Here is a 24,569-nt window from a genome sequence, read left to right as displayed (position 1 = left end):
GCGGTTAGGCCGCTCTATCCTCGCACAGCTTCTATTACTGTGTTCTTAAAAATTCTCTGGCATTTTTGCTTTTTCACGGGCCACTTCACGGGAGATCACGCGCTTCGCCACCAGATCTTCAAGGCACTGATCCATGGTTTGCATCCCAACCGACGCACCGGTTTGAATGGCCGAATACATCTGCGCCACCTTATCTTCTCGAATCAGGTTACGAATGGCCGGTGTACCGCGCATAATTTCGTGGGCCGCCACTCGGCCACCGCCGTTCTTTTTCATCAGTGTTTGCGAAATAACGGCCTGCAATGATTCCGACAACATGGAGCGCACCATGGCCTTTTCATTGGCCGGGAATACATCGACTACCCGGTCAATGGTTTTGGCGGCGCTGGTGGTGTGCAAGGTGCCAAACACCAAGTGACCCGTTTCGGCGGCGGTAAGTGCCAGGCGAATGGTTTCCAGGTCACGCATCTCACCCACCAGAATAATGTCCGGGTCTTCCCGCAGGGCCGAGCGCAGGGCTTCGGCAAAGCCGTGGGTATCACGGTGAACTTCACGCTGGTTGACCAGGCATTTCTTTGATTCGTGGACAAATTCGATGGGGTCTTCGATGGTCAATACGTGTTCGTATTTGTTGTCGTTGATGTAGTCCATCATGGCGGCAAGGGTGGTAGATTTACCCGAACCTGTGGGCCCGGTCACCAGCACCAGACCGCGCGGCACCGCGCAGATATCGCGAAACACCTGGCCCATGCCCAGCTCTTCCATGGTCAGTACTTTAGAGGGAATGGTACGAAATACCGCACCGGCACCGCGGTTTTGATTAAAAGCATTCACCCGGAAACGCGCCACACCCGGCACCTCAAACGAGAAGTCTGTTTCCAGGAACTCCTCGTAGTCCTTGCGCTGCTTGTCATTCATGATCTCGTAGATCAAACTATGCACCTGCTTATGGTCCATGGGGGGCAGGTTAATCCGTCGTACGTCCCCGTCCACCCGAATCATGGGAGGCAAACCAGCCGAAAGGTGCAAATCCGACGCGCCCTGTTTGGCGCTAAAGGCGAGGAGCTCCGTAATATCCATACAGCTAAACCCTTACTCTATTTGTCAATTTTTTTGATTGCAGTGAGCGCCCGATGGCCGCTTCACGCTGGGCAACATTCGGAAGTCAGATGCACAAGATAGACGAGAAGCTCGCCAATGTCACCGCCCGATTGCAGCGCGCTGCCAATTCCGCCGGGCGCCATGAAGCCGACATTACCCTAATTGCCGTCAGTAAAACCCAAAGTGCCGCACGTATTTGTGAGGCTTACCAGTGCGGCCTGCGCCGCTTTGGTGAAAATTACTTGCAAGAGGCACTGGACAAGCAAGCCGAGCTAGCCGAATTGAGTGACATTGAATGGCATTTTATCGGCCCGATTCAATCCAACAAAACCCGCGCAATAGCCGAGCACTTTGCCTGGGCTCAGAGCGTAGATCGATTAAAAATCGCTCAGCGTTTATCCAAACAACGGCCCACCGAGCTACCGCCGTTAAATATTTGCCTGCAGGTAAATATTGATAACGAGCAAAGCAAATCCGGTGTAAGCCTGGCTGAGCTGAACGACCTGGCAGAGCAATGCGTTGCGCTGCCCAATATTGTCCTGCGAGGCCTGATGGCCATACCGGCAAAAGCCGACACCCAGGCTGCTCAACGCAGCGCATTCACCCGCATGCACAATGCGCTAGCAGAACTGCAGCACCACCTTAGCCCCACACACCCCAATGCACCCCTGGACACGCTCTCTATGGGCATGTCCGCCGATTTAGAAACGGCGGTTGCCTGCGGCACTACGATGGTTCGCATTGGTACCGACCTGTTTGGAGCCAGAATGAAACATGAGGATACTCAGTGATTGTTAAAAAACTCGCTTTTATTGGCGCCGGCAATATGGCCGGTGCCATCATCAAGGGCCTGATTGAAGGCGGCTACCCCGCCGAACAGATTCGCGCCACCACGCGCAGTGTTGATTCCGCTACGCAAGCCGCCCGCCATTTAGGCATTGCAGTGAGCACCGACAACCAAGCCACCTGCCAATGGGCCGAGGTCATCGTGCTGGCGGTAAAGCCACAAATGCTCAAAGATACCTGCGCGGAGTTATCACCCGCCTTAGAGAACCAATTGATTATCTCGGTGGCCGCCGGAATCGACACCGCCACGCTCAGCCAATGGCTTGGCAAAGATCTCGCCATCGTGCGCAGTATGCCCAATACCCCATCGCAAGTCGGAGTCGGTGCCAGCGGTTTATTTGCCAACCCCCATACCCGCGAGAGTGAGCGCGACTTTGCCCATCAAGTTGCCGAAGCAACGGGGCTGTGCATTTGGGTGGAAGACGAAACATTAATACACGCGGTAACGGCTGTTTCCGGCTCAGGACCGGCTTATTACTTCTTATTTATGGAGGCAATGATCGAGGCAGGCAAGTCACTGGGGCTGGACGAAACCAGTGCCCGCGCACTAACCTTGCAAACCGCGTTAGGTGCCGCAACCCTTGCCAATAAGGTCGACACACCCGTGGATCAACTTAAACGCAATGTGATGTCCCCCGGCGGCACCACCGAAAGGGCTATTCACACCTTTGAAGACGGACAGCTGCGTCAGCTGGTGCAAAAAGCCATGAACGAATGCGCCGCGCGCTCTGAATCATTAGGCCGCGAGCTCAGCCAGTAGCAGGCAATCGAGGAGTTGAAATGAATACCCTGCAAGAAATACTTATTTACCTGATCCGTACCATCGGCTCACTGTACATGCTGATTATCCTGCTGCGCTTTTTACTGCAGCTGGTGCGCGCCGACTTTTACAACCCTGTTTCTCAGGGCATCAGCAAAGCGACCAATCCGGTTTTACTGCCCCTGCGACGGGTTATTCCCGGCTTTTACGGTATTGATGTAGCTTCATTGGTGCTGGCGTTGCTGCTGCAATGGGTAGCCGGCCAGCTGATTTACCTGGTCGCCGGCGGCGGGCTGCTTAACCCGCTACTGATACTGCCCATGGGCGTGGTGGGTATTTTAAAGATGCTGGTGCAAATTTATTTTGTCGGCATGATTGTCTATATCATCGCCAGCTGGGTAGCACCCTTTAGTAATAATCCGGCGCTGGTGTTGCTGCGGCAACTGATTGAGCCAGTGATGGCCCCCATTCGCAAGGTCATACCACCACTGGGGCCCATTGATTTATCACCGATTTTTTTGTTTTTAATTCTGAACCTGTTTAACCAGTTTTTGATTCCCGCCATCGCCCAGGCTTTAGGGGCTCAGGGGATACTGCTGGGTTTTTAATCTCATCATTTGCGCAGGCTCACCAGACGGCAGCCCCGTAACCGTCTGGTGACCGCTCAACAACGCCTCCCCTCCTTTTATCGCCCCCTTTCCAAGCCTGCTGGCGCAATGCTTAAATTTGCGCTTTAATGGCGGATCAAGCAACAAAAATACGGGAATGTGCAGCAGACATGGATATAAAAGCACTGCATCGCCAAATGGCGCAATTCAACACCTGGAAGCGTGAGCTTGGTCAGCGCCTTGATGCCTTTAATCAGTGGAGCCAAAACCATCAGCTGGTTACCGCTGATGCTCTGCGCTATCTGAATCGAGCGCGGGCGCTGATCGATGGCGAGCACTTCACTATCGCCTGTGTCGGCGAATTCTCGCGGGGCAAAACCGAACTCATTAATGCGCTGCTCTACAGCGAGCAAACCGGCCGCCTGCTACCCTCGCAACCGGGCCGCACGACCATGTGCCCTACCGAGATTTTCTGGGACCCTAATCAGCCTCGCAACTGTGTGCGACTGCTGCCCATTGAGACCCGCCGCAGCTCCGCCAGCATGCAAAGTTTCAAACGCATTCCGCAAAACTGGTTCACCATTGAGTTTGACCCCCTGCAACACGAATCCATCGCCCACGCCATTGGGCAAGTATCGGCCAATAAAAAGGTGACCCAAACCGAAGCCGAGCGCCTGGGGTTTGACCTTTCCACCCTTTCCGTCCATAAGACGACAGGGTTGGTAGAAATACCTACTTGGCGACATGCCCTGATCAATCTGGACCACCCCCTGTTACGGGAAGGTTTACGTATTGTCGATACTCCGGGGTTGAATGCTTTGGGCAACGAGCCCGAGTTGACTTTAAAAACCTTGCCAGAAGCTCACGCAATACTGTTTCTGCTGGCCGCCGACAGTGGCGTTAGCGCCAGCGATATGACAATTTGGCGGGATCACATTCACAGCCTGCGCGATAGCAAAGGCACCGCTGTACTCGCGCTGCTGAATAAAATAGACACCCTCTGGGATGAGCTGACGCCCCCTGAGCAGGTCGCAGCTAATATCGAACGCGTACGGCTTGAAACCGCTCAGCTACTGGAGATGTCGGCTGATCATGTCCTGCCCCTCTCTGCCAAACAGGCTTTAGTCGCTAAAACCTGTAAACGCACGCACGCTTTGTTGCGAAGTAACTTTCCCGAGCTGGAAAGACACCTTGCCGAATGCATCCTCCGCTCGCAACAGCAGATCAAAAATCACCGTTTAATACGCAATAGCCAGGACATGATTGGCTCAACCCTGCAAAGCCTAAACCGTCAAGTCAGCGATAACGACATTGAGCTGGCAACTTTGCGTGACAGTCGTGATGAGTCCGTTGAGGCGGAGATGATTCGTCAGCGCGAGCGCATTCGCAGCGCCCATCACCGGTACCACAAACAATCATTGTCGCTGCGCACCAGTCAGCGCATGCTCAATAATCAAAAAACGTCACTGCACGCCCCCATCGCCGATGACAAATTGCAACGACTGCTTGATGAAGCCTACAAGAACCTGTCCGGCAGCTGGACCACCCTGGGCTTATCGCGCGCAATTGGTGGCTTTTTTGACGATGTGGATACCTGTATCAATCAACTGTTGCGCGAAATAGAGCGCGCCAACAAGGTGCTTCACAGCATTTACGAACGCCCAGAACACGGTCTTGAGGGATCGCTGGCACGCAAGCACGAGCTCAACATCACCGCCGAAAGGCGTCGGCTGCGTAACCTGGAGGCCAGTGCTGAACGCCTGCGCCATTCTTTTAACAGCGTTATGGCACCAAAGAAAACTCTGATTAACCGGTTTGTGGGCACCTTGGTAAAAGAGGTTAAAGAGCTTTTCCGCGAACTGCAATTGACCATTCAACACTGGCTAGAAGACGCCCTCACTCCACTGATTCATCACAATCAACACCAAAAACAATTGCTTGAACATCAAATGATGCGCCTAAGTGACATGCGTAGCAAAACCCTAAACCACAGTGAACAACTGAACGCACTGGAAACCAGTTTACGCAAGCTGATCCTTGCCCGCGACGAATTGGAACCTTTACTGCCCGAAACCAGCAGCCATATTGTGCAACCGCAATTACCCAAAGCCCAGGTGGTGTCGTTGCAGTCGGTTAAACAGCAGGTACAACGGTAAGCCCTTGCAGGGTCGCGGGTACAACTTTAGACTTGCGCTTTTGTCTGCCACTGCGACCCGGAACTTACATCAGCATGACACAAGCTTTCCCTGCGGACTCCGTGGGCTTGGTCACCCCCCAAGCCCTCACTTTTAGCGAGCCTTTAACCCTCGCCTGTGGTCGCACCCTCAACAACTATCAGTTAATGGTAGAAACCTACGGTGAGCTAAACGCCAGCAAGTCCAACGCGGTGTTGATTTGCCACGCCCTGTCCGGCGACCATCACGCGGCGGGTTACCACAGTGCCGATGATCGAAAACCCGGCTGGTGGAATGGCTACATCGGCCCCGGCAAGGCCATCGACACCAATAAATTTTTTGTCGTTTCTTTAAATAACCTTGGCGGCTGCAGTGGCTCAACAGGGCCGAGCAGTATCAACCCGGATACCGGCACGCCTTGGGGAGCGGACTTTCCCAAGTTGAGAGTGCGCGACTGGGTGCATTCGCAAGCGCGCCTGGCCGATGCACTGGGCATTGGTCAGTGGGCGGCTGTGGTAGGTGGTAGCCTCGGCGGCATGCAAGCCATGCGCTGGGCGTTAGAGTACCCGGATCGTGTGCGCCACTGTGTGGTGATCGCCTCGGCCATGAAACTGAGCGCACAAAATATCGCGTTTAATGAGACTGCCCGCCAGGCCATCATGAGTGATCCGCACTTTCACGCCGGTGATTACTTAAGCCACAACACCTACCCCAAAAGCGGTTTATCGGTGGCGCGGATGATCGGCCACATCACCTACCTGTCTGATCATGTGATGGGTGAAAAATTTGGCCGTGAATTGCGCAGCGGCAGTTTCGAGCAAGGGCTGGATGATTTAGTCGAGTTTCAGGTAGAAAGTTATCTGCGCTATCAAGGCGATACCTTTTCCGAGCGCTTTGACGCCAACACCTATATTTTAATGACCCGCGCGCTGGATTATTTTGACCTGGCCCGCGAGTACGACGATGCGCCCTCGGTGGCTTTTCGTCGCGCCAGCTGCGACTTTTTTGTCGCCTCGTTTTCAACCGATTGGCGCTTTCCTGTAGAGCGCTCGCGGGAGATTGTCGATGCCTTAATTTCCGCGCAAAAAAATGTCAGCTACGCCGAGGTGGATTCACCTTACGGCCACGATGCCTTTTTGCTTCCCAATGACCACTACCGCGAATCGTTCAGCCGTTACATGGCTGGCATTACCACGGAGTAACCATGCGCTTCGACTTTAACCAGCTACTTACCTGGATCGCTCCCGAGAGTCGCGTACTGGATCTCGCCTGTGGCGACGGCAGCTTACTCGCGCTACTGAGCGAGAAAAAAAGCGTGCGCGGTTACGGCTTGGAAATTGACCCCGAGCAAATTCAAACCTGCATCAGTCGCGGCGTGAATGTGATTAATCAAAACCTGGAGCACGGCCTGGGTAACTTTGAAGACGACAGCTTTGACACAGTACTGATGACCCAAGCGCTGCAAACCATGCGCTACCCGCACATCGTGCTGGATGAAATGCTGCGCGTTGGTAAAGAGTGCATTATCACCTTCCCCAATTTTGGCCACTGGAAAGCGCGCTATCATTTAGCTATTAAAGGCCGCATGCCGGTATCCGATTTACTGCCTTACGAGTGGTACGACACCCCCAATATTCACTTCTGTACGTTTACCGATTTTGAAGTGCTGTGCCGCGAAAAATACATTAATGTTTTGCATCGCCAAGTGGTTAACGAGCGATCGGCCCAATGGCTGGGAGACTTGTCACCCAACTTATTTGGCGAGACAGCAATTTACCATTTGAGCAAGTAGCCATGAACGACTTACCTCGGAGACGCACATGAACCTGCGCCATTTTTGCCGCTGGGCATGCGTAGCTTTACTGTTAAGCAGCGGTCTAGCTTGGGCACAAAAAGAAATTCCCACCGCGCGCGAGCTGGATAAATCAGAACGCAGCAAAACCTTTGGCAGCTACACGGTACACTTCAGCGTGTTCAACAGTGCCTTTGTGCCGCCAGCGGTGGCTGAGATTTATCAAATCAACCGCGCTCGCAATCAAGTATTGGTGAACATCAGCGTGACTGAAACCAAAGGCGACCAAACCAGCCTGGGCTTACCCGCCAAAGTCACGGGCACCGCCAAAAATTTAATTCAGCAACTGCAAACACTGGACTTTAAAACCATCAGCGAAGGCGATGCGACCTATTACATCGCCCCGCTCAGACACACCAATGAAGAAGTCTATAACTTTGCCATTGAAGTCACCCCCGAAGGTACGGCCAGGCCCCTTGAGGTTACATTCTCGCGCAAGCTTTACGTGCAGGAGGATTAAAAATGACGCAACAAGTGGTATTGGCAAGCTCTAACCCAGGCAAGTTAAACGAGTTTCAGCAGCTGTTGGCCAATGTCGGGTTTGAGGTATTGCCGCAATCGCAATTTAATGTGGCAGATGCCGCAGAGACCGGCCTTAGCTTTGTGGAAAATGCCATTATCAAAGCGCGTAATGCCTGCCGCACCACCGGCCTACCCGCACTGGCCGACGATTCGGGGATCGAGGTGGATTATTTAAAAGGCCAGCCGGGGATTTACTCGGCGCGCTATTCGGGCCCCAACGCCACCAATGAAAGCAATAACACCAAGCTACTCCAGGCACTGCAAGGCGTACCCGCCTCCGAGCGCGGCGCGCGCTATCAGTGTGTATTGGTCTATATGCGCCACAGTGAAGACCCCACCCCACTCATTTGCCAAGGCAGCTGGGAAGGCCGCATTTTAGAAGCGCCCACCGGCACAGGCGGCTTTGGCTACGACCCCCTGTTCTTTGCCCCGGAACACGGCTGCTCGGCCGCCGAACTCAGCAAAGACGAAAAAGGCAAGATCAGCCACCGCGCCAAGGCTCTTCAATCACTGCTATCCCAATTGCAGTAACGACTTTTTCCACTTTTAAAGCGGTGACGCCTCACCGCTTTTTTATTCTCCCTACCCCACCCACTACAACACCAACCATTGCTGGTGATTCACCCCTAACTCACTCCATCGGCACCGAATCACTTTTTCTTAAACAACATAAGTTTGCATTATCACTTGAAAAACAAACCTAGATGTGAATAATTCTCGCCTGCATTACTAATCTTGTTTAAAACTATTGGGGGTTAACTTGTCTATTACTCATTACCGCGCAGGCGGTCTGCTGAGCCTTTGCGCCTCGTCCGTGGTCGCTTTGTCCGCTCAGGCAGCACCATCATCCGAGCCTAAAATCACCGAAGAAATCGTTGTTACCGCTGCGGGTTATGAACAAAAGATAACCGACGCCCCCGCCAGTATCTCGGTTATCGACCAGGGCGAAATCATGACGCGCCCCCACGTCAATCTGCTGGATATGCTGAAGTACCAGGAAGGTATTGATATCGGCACCACCCGCGATAAAACGGGGCAAGGCAGTGTGAGCATGCGCGGCCTGACCGGCGAGTACACCCTGTATTTGATTGATGGCAAACGCCAGAATAACCACGGCGACATTTACCCCAACAACTTCGGCGGCAACGCCTTTGGCCATATGCCACCGGCCGAGGCGATTGAGCGCATCGAAGTGATTCGCGGCCCGGCCTCTACCCTTTACGGCGCCGATGCCATGGGCGGTGTGATCAACATCATTACCAAAAAAGTCACCGACCGCTGGCACGGCACGCTGAACCTGGCGGGCACCATTCAGGAAGGCGAGGATTTCGGCAACGACGGCCAGGTGGACTTTTCGGCCTCGGGACCACTGATTGCCAATACATTAGCCCTGGGCGTGCGCGGCAGCTACTACGAGTCAGAAGCATCCTCCCCTGAATTTGAGCCCGCCGTCGACCCCAATGGTGAAGTGCATTACCGCAGCCTGGGCTTTGGCGGCGGCGGCCGTACCGTCGACAGCGAAAAACAGGAATACGGCATCAGCCTGACCTACACCCCCAACCAAAACAACACCCTGCGGTTTGATTACGACTACTCTGAGCAGATTTACGACAACACCCCATTCACCAACCCAGACACCGGTGAGCTGTCTTACCCGTTGGGCACCAAAGACAATATTGAAGCACTCTGGCAAGCGCGCGGCGGCCAAGTTAACCCGCGCGCAGGCTATGCGGCGGATCAGGAATTTAATCGCGAATGGTGGTCTTTGAGTCATGACGCCACTTGGGGCTTTGGCACCAGCTCTGTGTCACTGTCTTACGTCGACACACAAAACGATGGCCGCACTCTGCCGCTTACCGTTGCCGAGCGCCAACTATTGCAGCAAATGTACGAAGGCACGGGTGACTACGCTGGCATGAGCGAAGACGAGCGCCGCGACCTGGCCGAAGAAACCTTCCTGCCGCGCCCCGACCGCCCGCTGGACAGCAGCCAGTACACCCTGGATGCACGGGTGGATATTCCGCTGGAAGCCATGGGCAGCCACATGCTGGTTATTGGCGGTCAGGCCATTGACGGCGAGCTGGAAGACGGCGTGTTCGGCATGGAAAGCGGTAACCCGGGTGCGGTACAAGAACAGCAAATGTACTCGCTGTTTGTCGAGGACAGCTGGACCCCCGTCACCCCCTTTACCGTGACCGCGGGTGTACGTTACGACGACCACGATGTGTTCGGCAGCCAGGTGTCACCTCGCCTGTACGGTGTGTACACCATCAGCGATAACTGGACGCTCAAAGGCGGCGTGGCCACTGGCTATAAAACCCCACAAACCACCGACTTGTACGACGGCATTACCGGCTTTGGCGGCCAGGGCACCTCGCCTTTTGCCGGCAACCCAGAGCTGGAACCTGAAACCAGCGTCAATAGCGAAATCGCTTTGTACTGGACCAGTGCCTACGGCCACAACTTCAACGTGACCTACTTCAACACCCAGTTCGACGATAAAATTGCCAGTGGCGATACGGTTTACAGCTGTGAAACCACCGGCGGTGTTCGCCCCTGCGTCAACCTGGGCGCCTATGATGACTTGGGCTACACCACCTACAGCCAAAAAATTAACATCGATGAAGTGGCGATTCAGGGTGTGGAAATGGCGGGCCTCTATTTAATCACGGATAACTGGTCGCTAAATGCCAACTACACCTGGACCGACAGTGAACAGAAAAGTGGCCCGGACGAAGGCCAGCCGCTGACCAACACCGCCGAGCACATGGCCAACGCGTCGCTCGACTGGGCCATCCTGCCGAATGTCACCATGACCCTGCAGGCCGAGCTGCGTTCCGATCGTTACCGCAGCTGGGACACCGTGCTGGATAAGCCGCTGTACTACAAAAGCTATGACCTCTATCACCTTGGGTTGAACTGGCAGATCACCGACAGCATCACCCTGTACGGCCGGGTCAACAACCTGATGGATGAGGACTTTACCTCTTACACCACAGACTATGTTGATCTGGACGGCGATGGCATCTACACCCTGGCCACCGGCCGCGGTGCCGTAAGCGAGGTTATTTTTACCGACGATTACAACATCAAAGACGCCGGCCGCAATTACTGGCTGAGTTTGCAGATGAGTTTTTAACCTCTGCCCTTGGGCAGGCCCCGAAAGCGGGTCTGCCCAGCTCCTTCCTCAATTCGTAAGATCAAGCCATAGCGGCGGGTGAACTCTCCTGTGTGCCTTCAGCATAGGCAGTAGCTTCCGTTAATCCTTCTATACGCTGCGTCAGCTCCTCAAACGCCCGCGCCTTAGAATCCAAGTGCCGGTTATCTTGATACTCCTCGTAGCCTACGCGAATAAACTCAGGCTCGGCCAATCCAATGAACCCCGCAATGGTTTTGATGGTGGGCTCTAAGGTGTTAAGTGAGTAGAGTTCTCCGCCCGGCAACAAGGCGCCTGTCATGAATCTTTCCTGATGGCCGGATCCAGCTCCAGCAATTTTTGAATTTTTAATCATAAGCCGTCAGGCCAAGTGACTCAATTCACTCTCAATTGTAATGACCGTTAATTGCCACGAGTAAACCAAAATTCACTACCGGCGCTCTTTGCCAAGATACTGAGAAGCAGTTTGTGCGCAAAGCCCTCTGACGTTACCAGAAGCCACTTGATGACAAAGGCTCATCTCAACTCAAGTTCAGGCAAGGTATCGGGCGACAGGTTGGAATAAAACTCGTTGGGCTCACCCCGGTAATTGCCATCGTAGCCCCTGACCACCGAGTTATCGAAAGGGTTCAACCCCAGGCTCGAGCGCTGCCGAGCAATCTCGCTATAAAATGTATCGGCGCGGTTTAATATCTCTGGCCAATCTACCAGCGTAATTTCAAAACCATAATCGTTAGCTAAAGCTGCAAGACTCACCTGCGCCCGGGTAACTTCACCGCGCCGCCCCTGCACCACAGCAAGCGCAGCGGCATCCAACGCCAGTTCCCACTCTAAGGGCACCGCCGGGTCATTGTAGTCATACACCTGGCGATAATAATCGGCAGACCGACCAAAGCCCTCATTTTCAATTAAATGCAGTAAAGAGCCCTTTTCGTAGAACAGGGAACTAATCGCTCGCGTCGAGCCCTGCGCCGCCGCCAGGCGCCGCAATCGCAAGCTCTCCTGATCCACCTCAAGCAGAGCCTGCTGTTGCTCTTGCTCGCTTAAGGCTTGAAAGCGTTTTAAATCAGTCTTAAACAACCAGTGATCATTTTCCTCTGCTAAGGCCATAGTGGCGTAGACATCGCCATCCTCTGATAAAGCTTTAAGAGTCTCCATGGAATAGCTTTTATAAATTTCCAGCTGCTCCTCATCCCATCCTCGCTCAACCCATAAGCGCCGGTATTTGTCTTCGTCCGCAAAGTCCTGCGGATTGCGGCGAGCGGATTCTGGCAAATGACGCTCAGTCGCGGGTTCGGTAGTGGGTGTGTTTACGCCTTTCGAGAGCGATGCTGAAGAGGAATTTATACGGCTGATGCCAGGTTCTGCTTGGGTTGACCGCTTGTTTGCAGACAAGAACCCGTAAACCATCAATACGCCAATCAATAGCGTGACGAAAAATAAAAATCGTGTGCGGGTACTCAGGCTCATCCTTGCCTCCAGCTGTTATTATTTAACGCAAAAGCTTAGCACAATTCGGCTATTTCTTGATCGCCGATGGTATCAACAAGAGCGAGGCTAATTGTCGGTTTCTGTACTCCACACTTTCATGGTCTGCCCTGCCAGCAATCGGCACTCGTCACCTTGTTTTACGTAGGTACGCATAAAACGATAGCTATTGGCCTGGCGCGGGCCGTCGGTAAATTTATCCACCGTCGACAAACCGTGAATCACCGCTGTCGTCGCCGTACGAATCACTTTGACATCGCTGGGCTCACGGGACTTGGGAGCCTGGTAACCCGGCCCCAGGCGAGCGAGCAAATCGGCTTTGCTTTCATGCGCCACGGCATGGTTATGCACCCACACAAAATCTGGCAACAGCAACTGCTGTAAAAACTCACGGTCTCCCGTTCGCAGCGCCTGCTCGTATTGATAATCGAGAGTTTTGAGTGCCTCTGGCTCCAGACAGTCGGCGTTACTCACAGGGGCAAGGGCGACCAGTGTCAGTAACTTAATGAATCGAAACATAGGCGCGAACCTTTGATCAGCCTGACCACTATTATTAATTGGTCAGGCCATATTATACTGTCGGCACAATAAGATCATCCGGAGTTTCTATGTATCGTCCCATCGCTTTTACCCTGCTGCTGTACGGTGCGCTGCCTGTGGCGGCCGCAACCGACCAATCGTTACAGAGCCAAGCACTGCAACAGTATCGCGAGCTGTCGCAAACCTTGGCGCAAAAAGACCAACAGGCCTTTAGCCGGGAGTTACAAGACAGCGGACGCGAGCAGCCGCTTGAGGCACCACCCACGCTACGTTTTGGCTTTGACCCGAACCCGAAAGACGCCTACTTTCACACCGACGACGCACAGCGCATTGCCGACATTATTTTAAGTTATCAAACGCCCTCGGGCGGCTGGTCAAAACGCACCGACATGAGCCTTGAGCCCCGCCAGCCGGGACAGATGCTGGGGGTCGAGAAGCACTACATACCCACCTTTGACAACGGCGCCACCACCACGCAAATCTGGTTTTTAGCCCGTACCTATAACGCCAGCAAAACGCCACGCTACGCGCAAGGCGTCGAGCGTGCCATCAAGCTGATTGTGCAGGCGCAGTTCCCCAATGGCGGATGGCCGCAGAACTTCCCCTTGACCGGCGGCTATCACGACTACATCACCTATAACGACGAGGCCATGGGCAAGCTGCTGCGGGTTATACAAGCCGCCGCCAATCGCCGTGAGCCCTTGCAGTTTATTTCGCCAGAGCTGGCGAAACAGGCGCAAGACAGTTTTGCCCGGGGCCTACAGGCGGTGCTTGACACTCAGGTGGTGGTGGACGGTAAACGCACTATCTGGGGCGCCCAGCACGAGGCGGACACTCTGGCCCCCACCAATGCCCGCAAGTTTGAACCCGTCGCTCTAGCAACCGCCGAAAGCGCTGAGCTGGTTAATTTTTTAATGGCGCTAGAGGCCCCTAGTAAGGCCCTCAAACAGGCCATTAGCGCCGCGCACGACTGGTTCGCGGCGAATCAACTGCACGGTTTGGCGTGGGAAAAGGATCAAGACGGCCACAATGTTCTGGTCAAAAAGCCGGGAGCGGGGCCTATCTGGGGCCGCTTTTGCGAAATCGGCAGCAACAAGCCGGTGGTGGGTGATCGGGACGGGTCCGTGCACTACGATGTTATGGAGATTTCCCAGGAGCGCCGCGACGGCTACGCCTGGTATACCGATAAGCCCGCAGAGGTTCTTAAAGATTACCCCGAATGGAGCGCCAAGCACCTGTAGCTCCCCTGGCGCCGCCTTACTACAGGGTAAGGCGCCGCTTGTTTCAGGCGTTTTGTGAACCCGCGCTAAATACCAACGCCCGCTGGTAAAAGTTTCCAGATTTTCCGTTTGTCACAAAGTGGCACCCGTCACTTTTATTCCGCCGAATCAGCACACTTGCCACCTTAGTACCCATCACGAATCTGGGACGACGCTCTTTACTGGCCCCGCCACACTCGCTGCCATCCCACAAAGCCAACCGTTTTGTGGGCCAACAATAACAGCGGCAGCCTACTTGAGCTTCACCGCCAGACGGGCCCCGCCATTAACAATAATAAAGAGGTCACAATGAAATCGAATGCCTATTTACCCTTTGTGGTAAGTGCGTTAGCGCTTGCCCTATCCGCCTGTGGCGGCAGTTCAGGTGGCTCGGATAACGGCAGCTCCTCGGAGGCGAGCAGCGTCGCAAGCTCGGTGGATGTATCGTCAAGCTCCAGCGTCGAATCCTCCTCCAGTGAGGTCAGCGAGTCATCCTCAAGCTCTTCTATCGTATCCAGCGCGTCGAGCTCAAGCTCTTCCAGTTCAAGTTCCAGCAGTGTCGAGAGCTCCAGCAGTTCAAGTGAAAGTTCCTCCAGCTCGACAGTCAGCAGTGTGGTCAGCTCCAGCTCCTCGTCGAGCGAAGTCTCCTCCTCCAGCAGTTCCTCTAGCAGCTCATCCAGCTCGTCGGTTGCATCGTATTCTTCCAGTTCGTCCAGCAGCCTGGCATCTTCCAGTTCAGAATCATCGGCCAGCAGCGAGGGTTGGACCCTGGTATGGCAAGACGAGTTTGAAGGTGCCACTATCGATTCCACAAAGTGGGAACACGAAGTTAACTGCTGGGGCGGAGGCAATAATGAGCAACAGTGTTACACCGATCGCGCCGACAACAGCTACGTAGAAAACGGTAAATTACACATTGTTGCCCGCGAAGAGTCATTCAGCGGCCCGGCAACCAATCAGGAAAATCCCGCCTACAACCCCGGCGACACCTCAAAAACCCTGCCCTACACCTCGGCGCGCCTGCGCACCCGTAACAAGGCCGAGTGGACCTACGGCCGCATGGAAATCCGCGCCAAGTTGCCCGAGGGCAAAGGCCTCTGGCCCGCCATCTGGATGCTGCCGACCGACAACCGATACGGCGGCTGGCCCCTGAGCGGCGAAATCGACATTATGGAGGCGGTTAACCCCAACGCCGGCGGCGGCAACGAAACCCACGGCACCCTGCACTATGGCCGCGTGTGGCCCGGCAATCTGCACTCCGGGGCCGCCTACACCCCCAATGAAAATATCTGGGAGAAGTTTCACACCTATGCGGTAGAGTGGGAACAGGGTGAGATTCGCTGGTATGTGGACGATGTTCACTTTGCCACCCAAACCCAGGAGGACTGGTTTACCTACTACTGGGGCGGCCAGCAGCAGGGCTTTACCCTGGGGGAAGATGATGCGCCCTTCAATCAGCCCTATCACCTGCTGCTTAACGTTGCGGTGGGAGGCAACTGGCCCGGCAACCCGGACGGCACTGCCACCTTTCCCCAACGTATGGAGGTGGACTATGTCCGGGTCTACGAATGCTCCGCCGACCCGAGCACGGGCAAAGGCTGTGCTCAGCGCGGCGAAGGGGCCACACAAGTAGAGGGCCACTCCGACCCGACGGTCGAGTCCTTCCCGCTATACGACAATGGCCCGGCCAGCTTTACCTTTAATACTCCAGACGGCGAGGTCACACATACTCTAGTGCCCGGCTTCTACGATGGTGGCAGCGGCAATGTGATCAGCACGCCCGATGCCAGCGACGGCAACAACACCGTATGGGACATTCAATTTAACGGACCGGGCAACGCGTTTTTATCCTCCGCCGATATGGCCGCCTACCCTGAGGTAAACGACGGCCTGAAATTCACCAATATGGCCGAGTATGGCGAGCTGCGCTTTAACATGCGGGTGGAGTCCATCGACCCCGGCACTGAGCTGCAAATTAAACTCGACAGCGGTTGGCCCAACGTCAGTTATCACGTTATTGAGCCACCTGCTGTAGGTGACTGGGCTGAGGTAGCAGTAGCGATCAACCAACTGCAGCCCAACAATATCGAAGCAGGGCAAATGGACCTGGGCCAACTGATTAACGCCTTTGTGATCGAAGCGACGGGGGTGGCCCATGTGCAACTGGCCGATATTCGTGTGGGTTGCCTGACCCCCTGCGATGTTGACCCGGTACTCGCTGCCGTCAGCGATACGCTAACAGGCAGTTTCAGTATTTTTGCCAACGGCGAGCCCGGCCCAAACTGGGATTTTGGCATCGGCACCTGGGCAAGCAGCGCTGGCCATGTCACCGCTGAAGTTGTCAGCGACGACGGCCGCGGCTCAGTGCTGGATATCCAATTCAGTGAATCCGATGCCAATGGCTTGGCATTTATTCAGTCCACCAGTGTTAAAAACGCCCGCGCTTTTGCCGACAGCGGCCAGCTTACCTTCGATATTAAAGTGCTGAGCTACGGCACCAATACCGGCGGTTTAGTGGTTAAGGCCGAAAGTGGCCCCGGGCAGGGTACCGGTGACTACACCATCAATCCGGCCGTAGGCGATTGGGTTAGCATCACTGTTGATATCGCCGATATGCTGACCGCCCCAAACAGCACCGGCTTTAACATCGACGCCATGAACACCCCGTTTGTGATTCTTCCCGCATGGGGCGACCAGTCTGGCGTGCACATTCAGGTGGATAACATTCACTGGGTGGGCGGCACCGGCTCAAGCGAGGCCAGCATTGATGTTATTGACGCCCCGTTTGATGTTTATAACAACGGCGGACCAGGACCACTGTGGGACTTTGGTGTCGGCAAGTGGGATAACGACACCGGTCACATCACCATTAACACCGTCAATGACACCGAGCGCGGCGATGTGCTGCAGCTGGATTTTAGCGCCAGTGGCAATAATGGTTTGGCGTTTATTCAAGCCACTGAATCCAAAGACCTGAGCGCCTTCGCCAGCGAAGGTCAGTTGGTGTTTGATTTAAAAGTCCTGGACTTTGGCAGCAACACCCAGGGTCTGGTGGTTAAGCTTGAAAGTGGCCCCGCTATCGGTACCGGCGACTATATCATCAGCAATCCCATCGCCAATGTCTGGACCGAGTACACACTGGATATCGCAGATTTACTTGGCCACGCAGGGACCAATGGCGCCTTTGACATCAGCGCCATGAACACCCCTTTTGTGATTCTGCCGGTATGGGGCGATCAAAGTGGCGTGCAGTTGCAGCTGGATAACATCCGCTGGCAATTTGCCGATAGCAGCGAGACTTCCTCCAGCGCTTCCAGCTCGGTAGCGACCAGTAGCTCAAGCTCATCTTCAACCAGTTCAGGGGTGACCTCTTCAAGCAGCTCGGTCGTGAGTTCAGCCAGTAGCTCTGCAGTGACCTCCTCCAGCAGCTCGAGCCAATCCAGCGAGGTGACTAGCTCGTCCAGCTCCTCCGCCGGTGGCCCTGATGGATGGACACTGGTGTGGCAGGATGAGTTCGAGGGCGACTCGATCGACTCAAGCAAGTGGGAGCACGAAGTAAACTGCTGGGGCGGCGGTAACTTTGAGGCCCAGTGCTATACCGACGACCCGGCCAACAGCTATGTACAAGACGGCCAACTGGTTATTGAAGCGCGCGCCGAGGCAACGCAGGTGTGCGGCCCGGCGGTCAATCAGGAAGATCCCACTTACGACCCCAATGACACATCCGCGTGTAAAGACTACTCTTCGGCCCGGTTGCGCACCCGGGGCAAGGCAGACTGGAAATACGGCCGTATGGAAATCCACGCCCGTATGCCTGTGGGCCGGGGTATGTGGCCCGCCATCTGGATGCTGCCCACCGATCAGAGCTACGGCGAGTGGCCGCAAAGTGGCGAAATTGATATTTTCGAGGCCTTCGCCCCCGGCACCACCGATCATGACACCGACCCCAATACTGTGCATGGCACCTTGCACTACGGTTACTCGTGGCCGTGGAACCAGAACAGCGGCGCGCCTTATATACCACCGGCCAATATCTGGGACGAATTTCATACCTACGCCATCGAGTGGGAGGAAGGTGAAATTCGCTGGTATGTCGATGACGTGCACTTCGCCACCAACAACGGCAACTGGTTTAACTACCACTGGGCCGGGCAGGATATCGGCTATCGGGTATCAGCGGGCGCGCAGCCTTTCGACCAGCCTTTCCATATGATTTTAAACCTGGCAATAGGCGCAGCAGACTGGTTGCCCTACCCGGACGAAACCACCAGCTTCCCGCAAACCATGGCGGTAGATTATGTGCGCGTGTACGAATGCGCCGCTAACCCGGCCACCGGTAAAGGCTGCGCCACCATTGGCGATTCACCGCAGATGATCACCGGCCATACGCCGCCAGCGGACACCCGCGACGAACTCTACTTCTACCAGGACGGTGTACAAACGCTCACCCTGGAGGGCGATGCAGGCGAGGTCTCCTCAGGTCTCACCCCAGGCATTTATCCCGAGGACGCGAGTACCGTTATCTCCACGCCCAATGCCACCGGGCCTGAAGGTGAAGCCGTCTGGGAGCTGGATTTCTACGGCCTACCCGCGGTCGCCTTCCTAACCTCTGAAACCGGCCTGAACTTTGGTGACAACCTGCATAGCCGCGCAAAAAACCTGGGTGAATTGCGCTTTGACTTGCGGGTGCTGGACATAGAGCCGGGCACTAAGCTGCGCATTAAACTGGACAGTGGCTGGCCGGATCTGAGTTTCCACGAAATTGAGATACCCACTGATGTGGGTACCGACGCCGATTGGTCCGAGGTAGCCGTGCGCCTGTGGTCACTGCAACCCAACGATGGCGAGTGGTGGGGCCCAACAGTGGATTACACCCATATCACCAACCCGTTTGTGATTGAGCCCGTGGACGGCACCGCACACGTCCAGCTAAAAAACATTCGCCTGACCTGCCTTGGCGGGGTCGCCAACTGCGATGTGAAGCCGGTAGAGCCACCCATGGCGCTGAGTGAAGACTTCGACATTTTTGTCGACGCGGTAGACCCGGTATGGGGCAATATCGGCCAGTGGAGTGCCAGTGGCTCGCACGTGCAAATCAGCGTTGTTGATGCAGCAGACACGGCGCGCGGCCAGGTGTTTGAAGGGCAGTTTACCGAGGCCGGCGGCAACGGTTTAATGTTCATTCAAACCGAGCCGGGCACCGTGCGCGATGTCAGCGCCTTTAACACGGGCTATTTAGTGTTTGATGTCGCCAGCGCGCAAACCACCGAGTTTATTGTCAAAGCCGATTGCGTTCATCCTTGTACCTCGGGGGATAGACCGGTCAGCCTGAGCGGCAGCGGCGATTGGGAAACCGTCGTCGTTCCCATTGCAGACTTTGTTACTGGTGGGCTGGATCTGAGCAAGGTCAACACCCCCTTTGCCATCCTCCCAGCCGGAGAACAAGGTGGCGTCACCATTCAGGTAGATAACGTGCGCTGGGTACTGGATGACCCCAGGACGTAAACATTTACAGCATTTATAAACTAAAAAAACCGATGCCAGCCATGGCATCGGTTTTGGTAGTTTGTGCCTGGTGCTCTGGGCGAACATTCTTCAGCCCTTTGGTTACGCTGGCGACTTGCTAAGTCAAAGCTCATAGCAAAAGAGTTTTTTTGCCGTTAAAAGCTTCGTGCCATTAAGAACAGGGGTAACTGTAAAAATACCACTGGCTTTTATCCAACCCGAGTGAGTCATAGAGTTTCTGAGCGGCTGTGTTTTCCGGGGATGTCACCCACTGCAGTCTTGCCGCACCATGCTGCTGAGCAAATTCCCGGCAGTGCTCTAGCAAGCGCCGCCCAATGCCCTCACCCCGATTTTCGGGCCGAGTATAAAGATCATTTAAAATGGCGACTTTGGCAGCGATTGTAGACGTATAAGTGAAATAAACTGTCGCGAAGGCCACCACAGAGCCGTTTTTTCGCCACATAAATTGCCCCCCGAGTTGCGGAGTATCGCAAAACTGGGACAGAAATCGTTTATTTCTGTCATCGCAGATATTCTGAACGTGATAAAACTCCTGGTAAGCTCGAAATAAAGGCAAGATCTCGCCCACGTTTTCTTTGGCTACTGTCTCAATCACAAAACTTTCCCTGATAACCAAGTGATGACCAAACACGAGCCGTCCCGATTGCGTAACAGGCACCTATCAATACACTAATGGAGGAGCTGACGATCCAGAAGGTTAAATTGTTGTCCGGGAACAGAGGTACTATCACGAAAAATGCCAGGCCTCTGAGTAAAAATATCGCCGCGACAATGCACAGCACTGTGCGTAAAAATGGCAGGCGAGGAATCATTTGAGCACCGGAGAGCGCGTATAAACTCCAAATAATAAAAACCAGTGCGATCAGCAACGTCAGCACTGCAGGATACCAGTGCCCCTGTTCCGACATCTGCGCCAATTGCTCTCCGGCACCGAGCACGCGATACCAATCTCCGCCCAATAGCGCACAGGCAATATGGATGGCCGCAACCAATGCACAGCAAAGCGCCCCCCAAACCAACATACGATTCCTGTAATGTCTCATTCAAAGCATCCCTTTCTAACGCCGTAATCGGCAGCTCTTTCTCAAGTATATTGGTAGCCAACAGCCAGGGGCTAAACGCGAACAGCGTTTAAACTGCCCTGGCCATTACTTATTATTTGGGCTGTAGCGGATCGCCCTCAAAACGAACACCGGCCCAACCATGTTGAATAAAATTGCGGATATTGCCGTGATCATCACCCTCTGGGTTCTGCAAGACATCTTCCCGGTAATAACGCCCAAAACAGGCCAGTGTTTGCGCTTCGCTCAAACCATGGAGTTTACCGAACGCCAAAATTTTGCATGAGCCCTGATTTTGCTCGGCACTGTTTTCCAGCTCACCATTAGTGAACGCCATTGCAGTATGCTTGTAGTAGGCGTCAATCACCTCCATGGTTTCTGTGAACTCAACGTTGAGTGGCTCTTCGGTCAGTTTGTGCAGAAAAGTATCCAGAGTCATTGGGGCCTCGTGTTTGATAAAAAGTGTAAGTGTACAAATTTCTCGTAACAAAAGCTTTGCCAAAGGCTCTATATGCTAAACCTACTTACCAACCTATGGAGATTCGTATGAAATTATTTACCCGTTTTATCGCGGCGGCTGTATTTACCTTGAGCAGCCTCCAGGCCTTTGCACTGGATGCTGAAGCTTTCACCAAAGAGCGTTTTGATGCGCTGCAAGCCGAAGGTGCCCCCGTACTGGTGGACGTATACGCAACCTGGTGCCCCACCTGCGCCAAGCAACGCAAGGTGCTGGAGCAATACCAAACCGAGAACCCCGATTCCGAGTTGGTCATTTTAGAAGTCGATTTCGACGATCAGAAAGAGTGGGTAACGCATTTTAAAGCGCCGCGCCAATCCACTCTGGTGCTGTTCAATAACGGTGAGCAGGTGTGGTTTAGCGTCGCAGAAACCCGAGAAGAGAAAATTTTTGACGCCCTCAACCAAGCCACCGGAACAAACTGATGACCTTAGAACTGACGGCCATTCCACTGGCCTTTTTGGCGGGCATGCTGGGCGTATTATCCCCCTGTGTTTGGCCTTTGGTGCCAATTGTGATGGGCTCGGCCTCTGGCGAAAGTCGGTTTGGCCCCTACGCGCTGGCCTTGGGGCTTAGCCTGTCCTTTGCCATTGCCGGCACATTACTGAGCTTTGTATTGGTCAACCTGGGGTTGGACCCAGAGCTGTTTCGCTACTTTGCCGCTGGTTTGCTTTTGCTAGTGGGCTTACTTTTGTTGATTAAACCCCTTGGGGATTGGCTTAGCCTGCGGCTGTCCATGCTCAGCAGCCGTTTTAACAGCCTGGCGGATAACGCCTGGGGCGGTCAGTTCGGCGTCGGTTTTCTGCTGGGCATTGTCTGGCTGCCCTGTGTCGGCCCCACGCTCGGTGCGGCCATAGCGCTGGCATCTCAGGGCCAGCAAATGGCATCCGCGTTTATCATTATGCTTGCCTTCGGCGTGGGCACGGCGCTGGTGTTGTTAATTGCGGGGCTGCTATCGGGCAAAGCGCTGCAGAAACTTACCGGTGGCCTTAGCAAAGGCGCTGGATTTGGCAAGATGCTGCTGGGGGCCATGCTGGTGTTGCTTGGGCTTTTAACCCTAACGGGGTTGGATAAGCAGCTGGAAACCTGGGCGCTTGGCTGGTTACCTGAATGGGCCACCAGCCTGTAGCAAAAACCCCTGTCGTTTCAATATCAAACTGACAGGGGTATGTTTACTGCGCCCAGAAATTAGGGGTATCGGTACCCGCTTCTATCAGGGCCTGATACGCCTGGGACTCCAGCACCTTCAACTCGCGCCGATCCAGCAACTGGCCAATATCCCAATAAAAAGGCAGCAATCCGTGACGCAGTGCCTGCGAGGTAATGTAGCGAAAGTAATACGCGCGACCATCGAGGTGCAGCTGTAAATCGTCGCCCTCAAGGTGTGTGCGGATTCCAGTACCAAACTCGCCCAAAATGACCGGCACCCCCTGATCGACAAACTGCGATTTCATCAGCGCGAACATCTCATCCACAAACGCTTCTTCTCCCCAGGTTGGGTTGTGCGCGGTGTCGGTCGTGGAGTGAAAGCCCTCGCCCCAGTAGAAGAATTGGTTGCCCCAGTCTTCATCCTGCTGCATGCCGGTGTAGTTCCAGGGGCTATAAAAGTGCACTTCGGCCATCAAGCGTCCCTCTACGGTATCGGTGGGCAGGGCACTCATCAGCTCGTGGGTTTTCTCAATGTCGGTTCTGGGCCCTTGGATAACTAGGGTGCGATAAGCATTTTTGCCACCCGTGGCGCGCACGGTGTCGACAAATGTTTGATGATAGGTTTCCAGCACCGCCATTTGCTCAGCGGTATCCACATTGGGCTCATTGGCACTGGCAAATAAAACCCGGTGATCAAAGTCGCGCAACTGGGTGGCAATTTGCTGCCAGTAGGCTTTCTGCCGAGCGTTATTTTCCTCGGCGTGCTCGGCAGTCACATTTTCCTCCAGCCAGCCGCCATCCCAGTGAATATTGACGATCACGTACAGGTCGTTATCTATGCAGTACTGCACAACTTCTTTGACTCTGATCAACCAGGCATCGCTTATAGCGGCGCTATCGGCATCGGCGTACTGATCCCAAGACACTGGCAAACGCACCGCGTTAAAGCCCTGCTGTTTTACATAGGCGATAAATTCCGGGCTGATGGCAGGATTGCCCCAGTAGGTTTCCGATTGCGCCCCATAGGCTTCCAGGGTATTGCCGATATTCAGGCCAATACTCAAGTCGGCGGCGATATCCGCTGCCGCTTTTTCCATGCCCGTCATATCATTTGCCTGAGGCGACGTATTGTAATTGGGGAAGCGCTCCGGCTGAGCGCTTGAACTGCTGCTCACCACGCTGCTGGAAACAACGGAACTCGACACCGAGCGGCTTGAAACCGAACTGTGTGAAGCCGAAGACGGTGTGCTGGAAACAACGGAACTCGACACCGAGCGGCTTGAAACCGAACTGTGTGAAGCCGAAGACGGTGTGCTGGAAGAAACCGCTTGGGTGTTACCCTGAGTTCCGCCGCCCGAGCTGCCGCAGGCACTCAGAAACACCGTACTGGCCAGCGCCATAAAAAGAAATCGTCGCATTACTCAACAGACTCCCCAAAACAGCTGCACAACGTGCCCTGCGCACTGGCAATGCACACGCGGCTCTCCGCCAGGCTCAGCTCGCAGGTGAACACCGCGCAGCGACCCTGAGTCAGATCAACGCGTACCTGGCCGTGTAAAGGCTCGCCGCGCCATGGGCCGAGAAAACTGGTTTCAAGCTCTGCCACCTCGGCCATTCCCAGATGCGCCGGTGAGCTCAGCTGGGCGAGACAATCAATCAGGCAATGGAGGACCCCTCGGCTGCCGGTTGCGCCTATAGCAACATCAGTGCGCAACGAAATGTCGGCCTCGACTTCAGCCTCACCGATACGGTACTTAGCAAACTGAAAAAACGCCGTTGCAGGGTGGCAGGCGATTAACTCCCGCACTCTTTGCACGGGTTTATGACTTTCAAACGCAGGGCTGGCCGCCGCCGCGAGGGTAATGGGCATGGTCTACCTCGGCTATCGTTATGGATTTTTGTGTTAGCAGGCTGCTGGAATCCTAGGCAAACCAGGCCAGTAGCGTTATTTCTAAAACGATTTTCCCTAGCAGAAGGCAAATAATTGAAGTTTTTTTACCAAAAGTAGA

The 24,569-nt window shown here is 54.6% G+C and carries 22 protein-coding genes; 13 read left to right on the top strand and 9 right to left on the bottom strand.

Features of this window, described 5'->3' with window-relative positions; translation table 11 throughout:
- Positions 1 to 45: 45 nt before the first annotated feature.
- Positions 46 to 1,080 (bottom strand): type IV pilus twitching motility protein PilT, encoded by a 1,035-nt coding sequence (locus D568_RS0116380; RefSeq protein ID WP_020210690.1) that lies wholly within the window; start codon positions 1,078 to 1,080, stop codon positions 46 to 48.
- Between the two features lie 89 nt (positions 1,081 to 1,169).
- Between D568_RS0116380 and D568_RS0116375 the strand changes: the two genes are divergently transcribed.
- The 9 genes from D568_RS0116375 to D568_RS0116335 all read left to right on the top strand — a co-directional run bounded on the left by D568_RS0116375 (position 1,170) and on the right by D568_RS0116335 (position 11,002).
- Positions 1,170 to 1,892: a YggS family pyridoxal phosphate-dependent enzyme gene (locus tag D568_RS0116375; protein ID WP_020210689.1), complete on the top strand. Its 723-nt coding sequence runs from the start codon at positions 1,170 to 1,172 to the stop codon at positions 1,890 to 1,892.
- Complete coding sequence (proC, locus tag D568_RS0116370; protein ID WP_020210688.1) at positions 1,889 to 2,707, top strand: pyrroline-5-carboxylate reductase; 819 nt, start codon at positions 1,889 to 1,891, stop codon at positions 2,705 to 2,707. The genes D568_RS0116375 and proC overlap by 4 nt, the downstream gene beginning before the upstream one ends.
- A gap of 20 nt (positions 2,708 to 2,727) precedes the next feature.
- Positions 2,728 to 3,315 carry a YggT family protein gene (locus D568_RS0116365; protein ID WP_020210687.1) on the top strand — a complete coding sequence of 196 codons (588 nt, stop codon included), beginning with the start codon at positions 2,728 to 2,730 and terminating at the stop codon, positions 3,313 to 3,315.
- A gap of 170 nt (positions 3,316 to 3,485) precedes the next feature.
- Entirely contained in the window at positions 3,486 to 5,471 is a 1,986-nt protein-coding gene (locus D568_RS0116360) for a dynamin family protein (RefSeq protein ID WP_020210686.1), read from the top strand.
- Positions 5,472 to 5,545: 74 nt separating this feature from the next.
- A complete protein-coding gene (gene metX / locus D568_RS0116355; RefSeq protein ID WP_020210685.1) occupies positions 5,546 to 6,691 on the top strand; it encodes a homoserine O-succinyltransferase MetX in 1,146 nt (381 codons plus the stop codon).
- Between the two features lie 2 nt (positions 6,692 to 6,693).
- Positions 6,694 to 7,281, top strand: a complete 588-nt coding sequence (gene metW, locus D568_RS0116350; protein ID WP_020210684.1) for a methionine biosynthesis protein MetW — start codon at positions 6,694 to 6,696, stop codon at positions 7,279 to 7,281.
- 28 nt (positions 7,282 to 7,309) lie between these two features.
- Positions 7,310 to 7,801 carry a DUF4426 domain-containing protein gene (locus tag D568_RS20490; RefSeq protein ID WP_020210683.1) on the top strand — a complete coding sequence of 164 codons (492 nt, stop codon included), beginning with the start codon at positions 7,310 to 7,312 and terminating at the stop codon, positions 7,799 to 7,801.
- A gap of 2 nt (positions 7,802 to 7,803) precedes the next feature.
- On the top strand, positions 7,804 to 8,394 hold the full coding sequence (gene rdgB, locus D568_RS0116340) for an RdgB/HAM1 family non-canonical purine NTP pyrophosphatase (protein ID WP_020210682.1): 591 nt from the start codon (positions 7,804 to 7,806) through the stop codon (positions 8,392 to 8,394).
- Positions 8,395 to 8,623: 229 nt separating this feature from the next.
- Positions 8,624 to 11,002 (top strand): TonB-dependent receptor domain-containing protein, encoded by a 2,379-nt coding sequence (locus D568_RS0116335; RefSeq protein WP_020210681.1) that lies wholly within the window; start codon positions 8,624 to 8,626, stop codon positions 11,000 to 11,002.
- A gap of 61 nt (positions 11,003 to 11,063) precedes the next feature.
- Here D568_RS0116335 and D568_RS0116330 read toward each other — a convergent pair whose 3' ends face one another.
- From D568_RS0116330 to D568_RS0116320, 3 genes are all read right to left on the bottom strand, one after another.
- The gene (locus tag D568_RS0116330; protein ID WP_020210680.1) at positions 11,064 to 11,321 is read right to left on the bottom strand and encodes a hypothetical protein; all 258 of its coding nucleotides are present in this window, start codon (positions 11,319 to 11,321) and stop codon (positions 11,064 to 11,066) included.
- 215 nt (positions 11,322 to 11,536) lie between these two features.
- Complete coding sequence (locus D568_RS0116325) at positions 11,537 to 12,490, bottom strand: hypothetical protein (RefSeq protein ID WP_020210679.1); 954 nt, start codon at positions 12,488 to 12,490, stop codon at positions 11,537 to 11,539.
- Between the two features lie 87 nt (positions 12,491 to 12,577).
- On the bottom strand, positions 12,578 to 13,027 hold the full coding sequence (locus tag D568_RS0116320; protein ID WP_020210678.1) for a nuclear transport factor 2 family protein: 450 nt from the start codon (positions 13,025 to 13,027) through the stop codon (positions 12,578 to 12,580).
- Between the two features lie 89 nt (positions 13,028 to 13,116).
- On the opposite strand from D568_RS0116320, the gene pelA reads away from it, so the two are divergent.
- A complete protein-coding gene (pelA, locus tag D568_RS0116315) occupies positions 13,117 to 14,289 on the top strand; it encodes a pectate lyase (protein WP_020210677.1) in 1,173 nt (390 codons plus the stop codon).
- Between the two features lie 327 nt (positions 14,290 to 14,616).
- Positions 14,617 to 19,812, top strand: coding sequence for a glycoside hydrolase family 16 protein (locus tag D568_RS21735; RefSeq protein ID WP_157497937.1), 5,196 nt, complete (start codon positions 14,617 to 14,619; stop codon positions 19,810 to 19,812).
- Between the two features lie 172 nt (positions 19,813 to 19,984).
- Here the strand turns inward: D568_RS21735 and D568_RS0116300 are convergent, their stop codons facing one another.
- The 3 genes from D568_RS0116300 to D568_RS0116290 all read right to left on the bottom strand — a co-directional run bounded on the left by D568_RS0116300 (position 19,985) and on the right by D568_RS0116290 (position 21,333).
- Complete coding sequence (locus D568_RS0116300; RefSeq protein WP_020210674.1) at positions 19,985 to 20,428, bottom strand: GNAT family N-acetyltransferase; 444 nt, start codon at positions 20,426 to 20,428, stop codon at positions 19,985 to 19,987.
- On the bottom strand, positions 20,421 to 20,876 hold the full coding sequence (locus tag D568_RS0116295) for a DUF3995 domain-containing protein (RefSeq protein WP_026287101.1): 456 nt from the start codon (positions 20,874 to 20,876) through the stop codon (positions 20,421 to 20,423). The genes D568_RS0116300 and D568_RS0116295 overlap by 8 nt, the downstream gene beginning before the upstream one ends.
- 112 nt (positions 20,877 to 20,988) lie before the next feature.
- Positions 20,989 to 21,333, bottom strand: a complete 345-nt coding sequence (locus tag D568_RS0116290; protein WP_020210672.1) for a HopJ type III effector protein — start codon at positions 21,331 to 21,333, stop codon at positions 20,989 to 20,991.
- A 107-nt stretch (positions 21,334 to 21,440) separates the two neighbouring features.
- On the opposite strand from D568_RS0116290, the gene D568_RS0116285 reads away from it, so the two are divergent.
- Positions 21,441 to 21,836 (top strand): thioredoxin family protein, encoded by a 396-nt coding sequence (locus D568_RS0116285; protein ID WP_020210671.1) that lies wholly within the window; start codon positions 21,441 to 21,443, stop codon positions 21,834 to 21,836.
- Positions 21,836 to 22,540 carry a cytochrome c biogenesis CcdA family protein gene (locus D568_RS0116280; protein ID WP_020210670.1) on the top strand — a complete coding sequence of 235 codons (705 nt, stop codon included), beginning with the start codon at positions 21,836 to 21,838 and terminating at the stop codon, positions 22,538 to 22,540. Before D568_RS0116285 ends, D568_RS0116280 begins: the two co-directional genes overlap by 1 nt.
- Before the next feature lie 43 nt (positions 22,541 to 22,583).
- Here the strand turns inward: D568_RS0116280 and D568_RS20475 are convergent, their stop codons facing one another.
- Together D568_RS20475 and D568_RS0116270 are read right to left on the bottom strand one after the other, a co-directional pair.
- Positions 22,584 to 23,978 carry a glycoside hydrolase family 5 protein gene (locus tag D568_RS20475; protein WP_245551649.1) on the bottom strand — a complete coding sequence of 465 codons (1,395 nt, stop codon included), beginning with the start codon at positions 23,976 to 23,978 and terminating at the stop codon, positions 22,584 to 22,586.
- The gene (locus D568_RS0116270; protein ID WP_020210667.1) at positions 23,978 to 24,430 is read right to left on the bottom strand and encodes a hypothetical protein; all 453 of its coding nucleotides are present in this window, start codon (positions 24,428 to 24,430) and stop codon (positions 23,978 to 23,980) included. Before D568_RS0116270 ends, D568_RS20475 begins: the two co-directional genes overlap by 1 nt.
- Positions 24,431 to 24,569 lie beyond the last annotated feature (139 nt).

Origin of the sequence: Gilvimarinus chinensis DSM 19667, assembly GCF_000377745.1 — a bacterium.
GTDB classification, from domain to species: domain Bacteria; phylum Pseudomonadota; class Gammaproteobacteria; order Pseudomonadales; family Cellvibrionaceae; genus Gilvimarinus; species Gilvimarinus chinensis.
Note: the sequence above shows the minus strand (reverse complement) of the source record. Positions and strands in the feature narration are given on the sequence as shown.

Bases quoted from the DNA above. Each gene is read 5' to 3' on its own strand.
- D568_RS0116290 (WP_020210672.1), bottom strand. From the start codon at position 21,333: ATGACTCTGGATACTTTTCTGCACAAACTGACCGAAGAGCCACTCAAC.
- metX (WP_020210685.1), top strand. From the start codon at position 5,546: ATGACACAAGCTTTCCCTGCGGACTCCGTGGGCTTGGTCACCCCCCAA.
- D568_RS0116330 (WP_020210680.1), bottom strand. From the start codon at position 11,321: ATGACAGGCGCCTTGTTGCCGGGCGGAGAACTCTACTCACTTAACACC.
- D568_RS0116360 (WP_020210686.1), top strand. From the start codon at position 3,486: ATGGATATAAAAGCACTGCATCGCCAAATGGCGCAATTCAACACCTGG.
- D568_RS20475 (WP_245551649.1), bottom strand. From the start codon at position 23,978: ATGCGACGATTTCTTTTTATGGCGCTGGCCAGTACGGTGTTTCTGAGT.
- rdgB (WP_020210682.1), top strand. From the start codon at position 7,804: ATGACGCAACAAGTGGTATTGGCAAGCTCTAACCCAGGCAAGTTAAAC.
- D568_RS0116380 (WP_020210690.1), bottom strand. From the start codon at position 1,080: ATGGATATTACGGAGCTCCTCGCCTTTAGCGCCAAACAGGGCGCGTCG.
- D568_RS0116285 (WP_020210671.1), top strand. From the start codon at position 21,441: ATGAAATTATTTACCCGTTTTATCGCGGCGGCTGTATTTACCTTGAGC.
- D568_RS0116280 (WP_020210670.1), top strand. From the start codon at position 21,836: ATGACCTTAGAACTGACGGCCATTCCACTGGCCTTTTTGGCGGGCATG.
- D568_RS0116325 (WP_020210679.1), bottom strand. From the start codon at position 12,490: ATGAGCCTGAGTACCCGCACACGATTTTTATTTTTCGTCACGCTATTG.
- D568_RS0116270 (WP_020210667.1), bottom strand. From the start codon at position 24,430: ATGCCCATTACCCTCGCGGCGGCGGCCAGCCCTGCGTTTGAAAGTCAT.
- metW (WP_020210684.1), top strand. From the start codon at position 6,694: ATGCGCTTCGACTTTAACCAGCTACTTACCTGGATCGCTCCCGAGAGT.
- D568_RS21735 (WP_157497937.1), top strand. From the start codon at position 14,617: ATGAAATCGAATGCCTATTTACCCTTTGTGGTAAGTGCGTTAGCGCTT.
- D568_RS0116375 (WP_020210689.1), top strand. From the start codon at position 1,170: ATGCACAAGATAGACGAGAAGCTCGCCAATGTCACCGCCCGATTGCAG.
- pelA (WP_020210677.1), top strand. From the start codon at position 13,117: ATGTATCGTCCCATCGCTTTTACCCTGCTGCTGTACGGTGCGCTGCCT.
- D568_RS0116320 (WP_020210678.1), bottom strand. From the start codon at position 13,027: ATGTTTCGATTCATTAAGTTACTGACACTGGTCGCCCTTGCCCCTGTG.
- D568_RS20490 (WP_020210683.1), top strand. From the start codon at position 7,310: ATGAACCTGCGCCATTTTTGCCGCTGGGCATGCGTAGCTTTACTGTTA.
- D568_RS0116295 (WP_026287101.1), bottom strand. From the start codon at position 20,876: ATGAGACATTACAGGAATCGTATGTTGGTTTGGGGGGCGCTTTGCTGT.
- D568_RS0116365 (WP_020210687.1), top strand. From the start codon at position 2,728: ATGAATACCCTGCAAGAAATACTTATTTACCTGATCCGTACCATCGGC.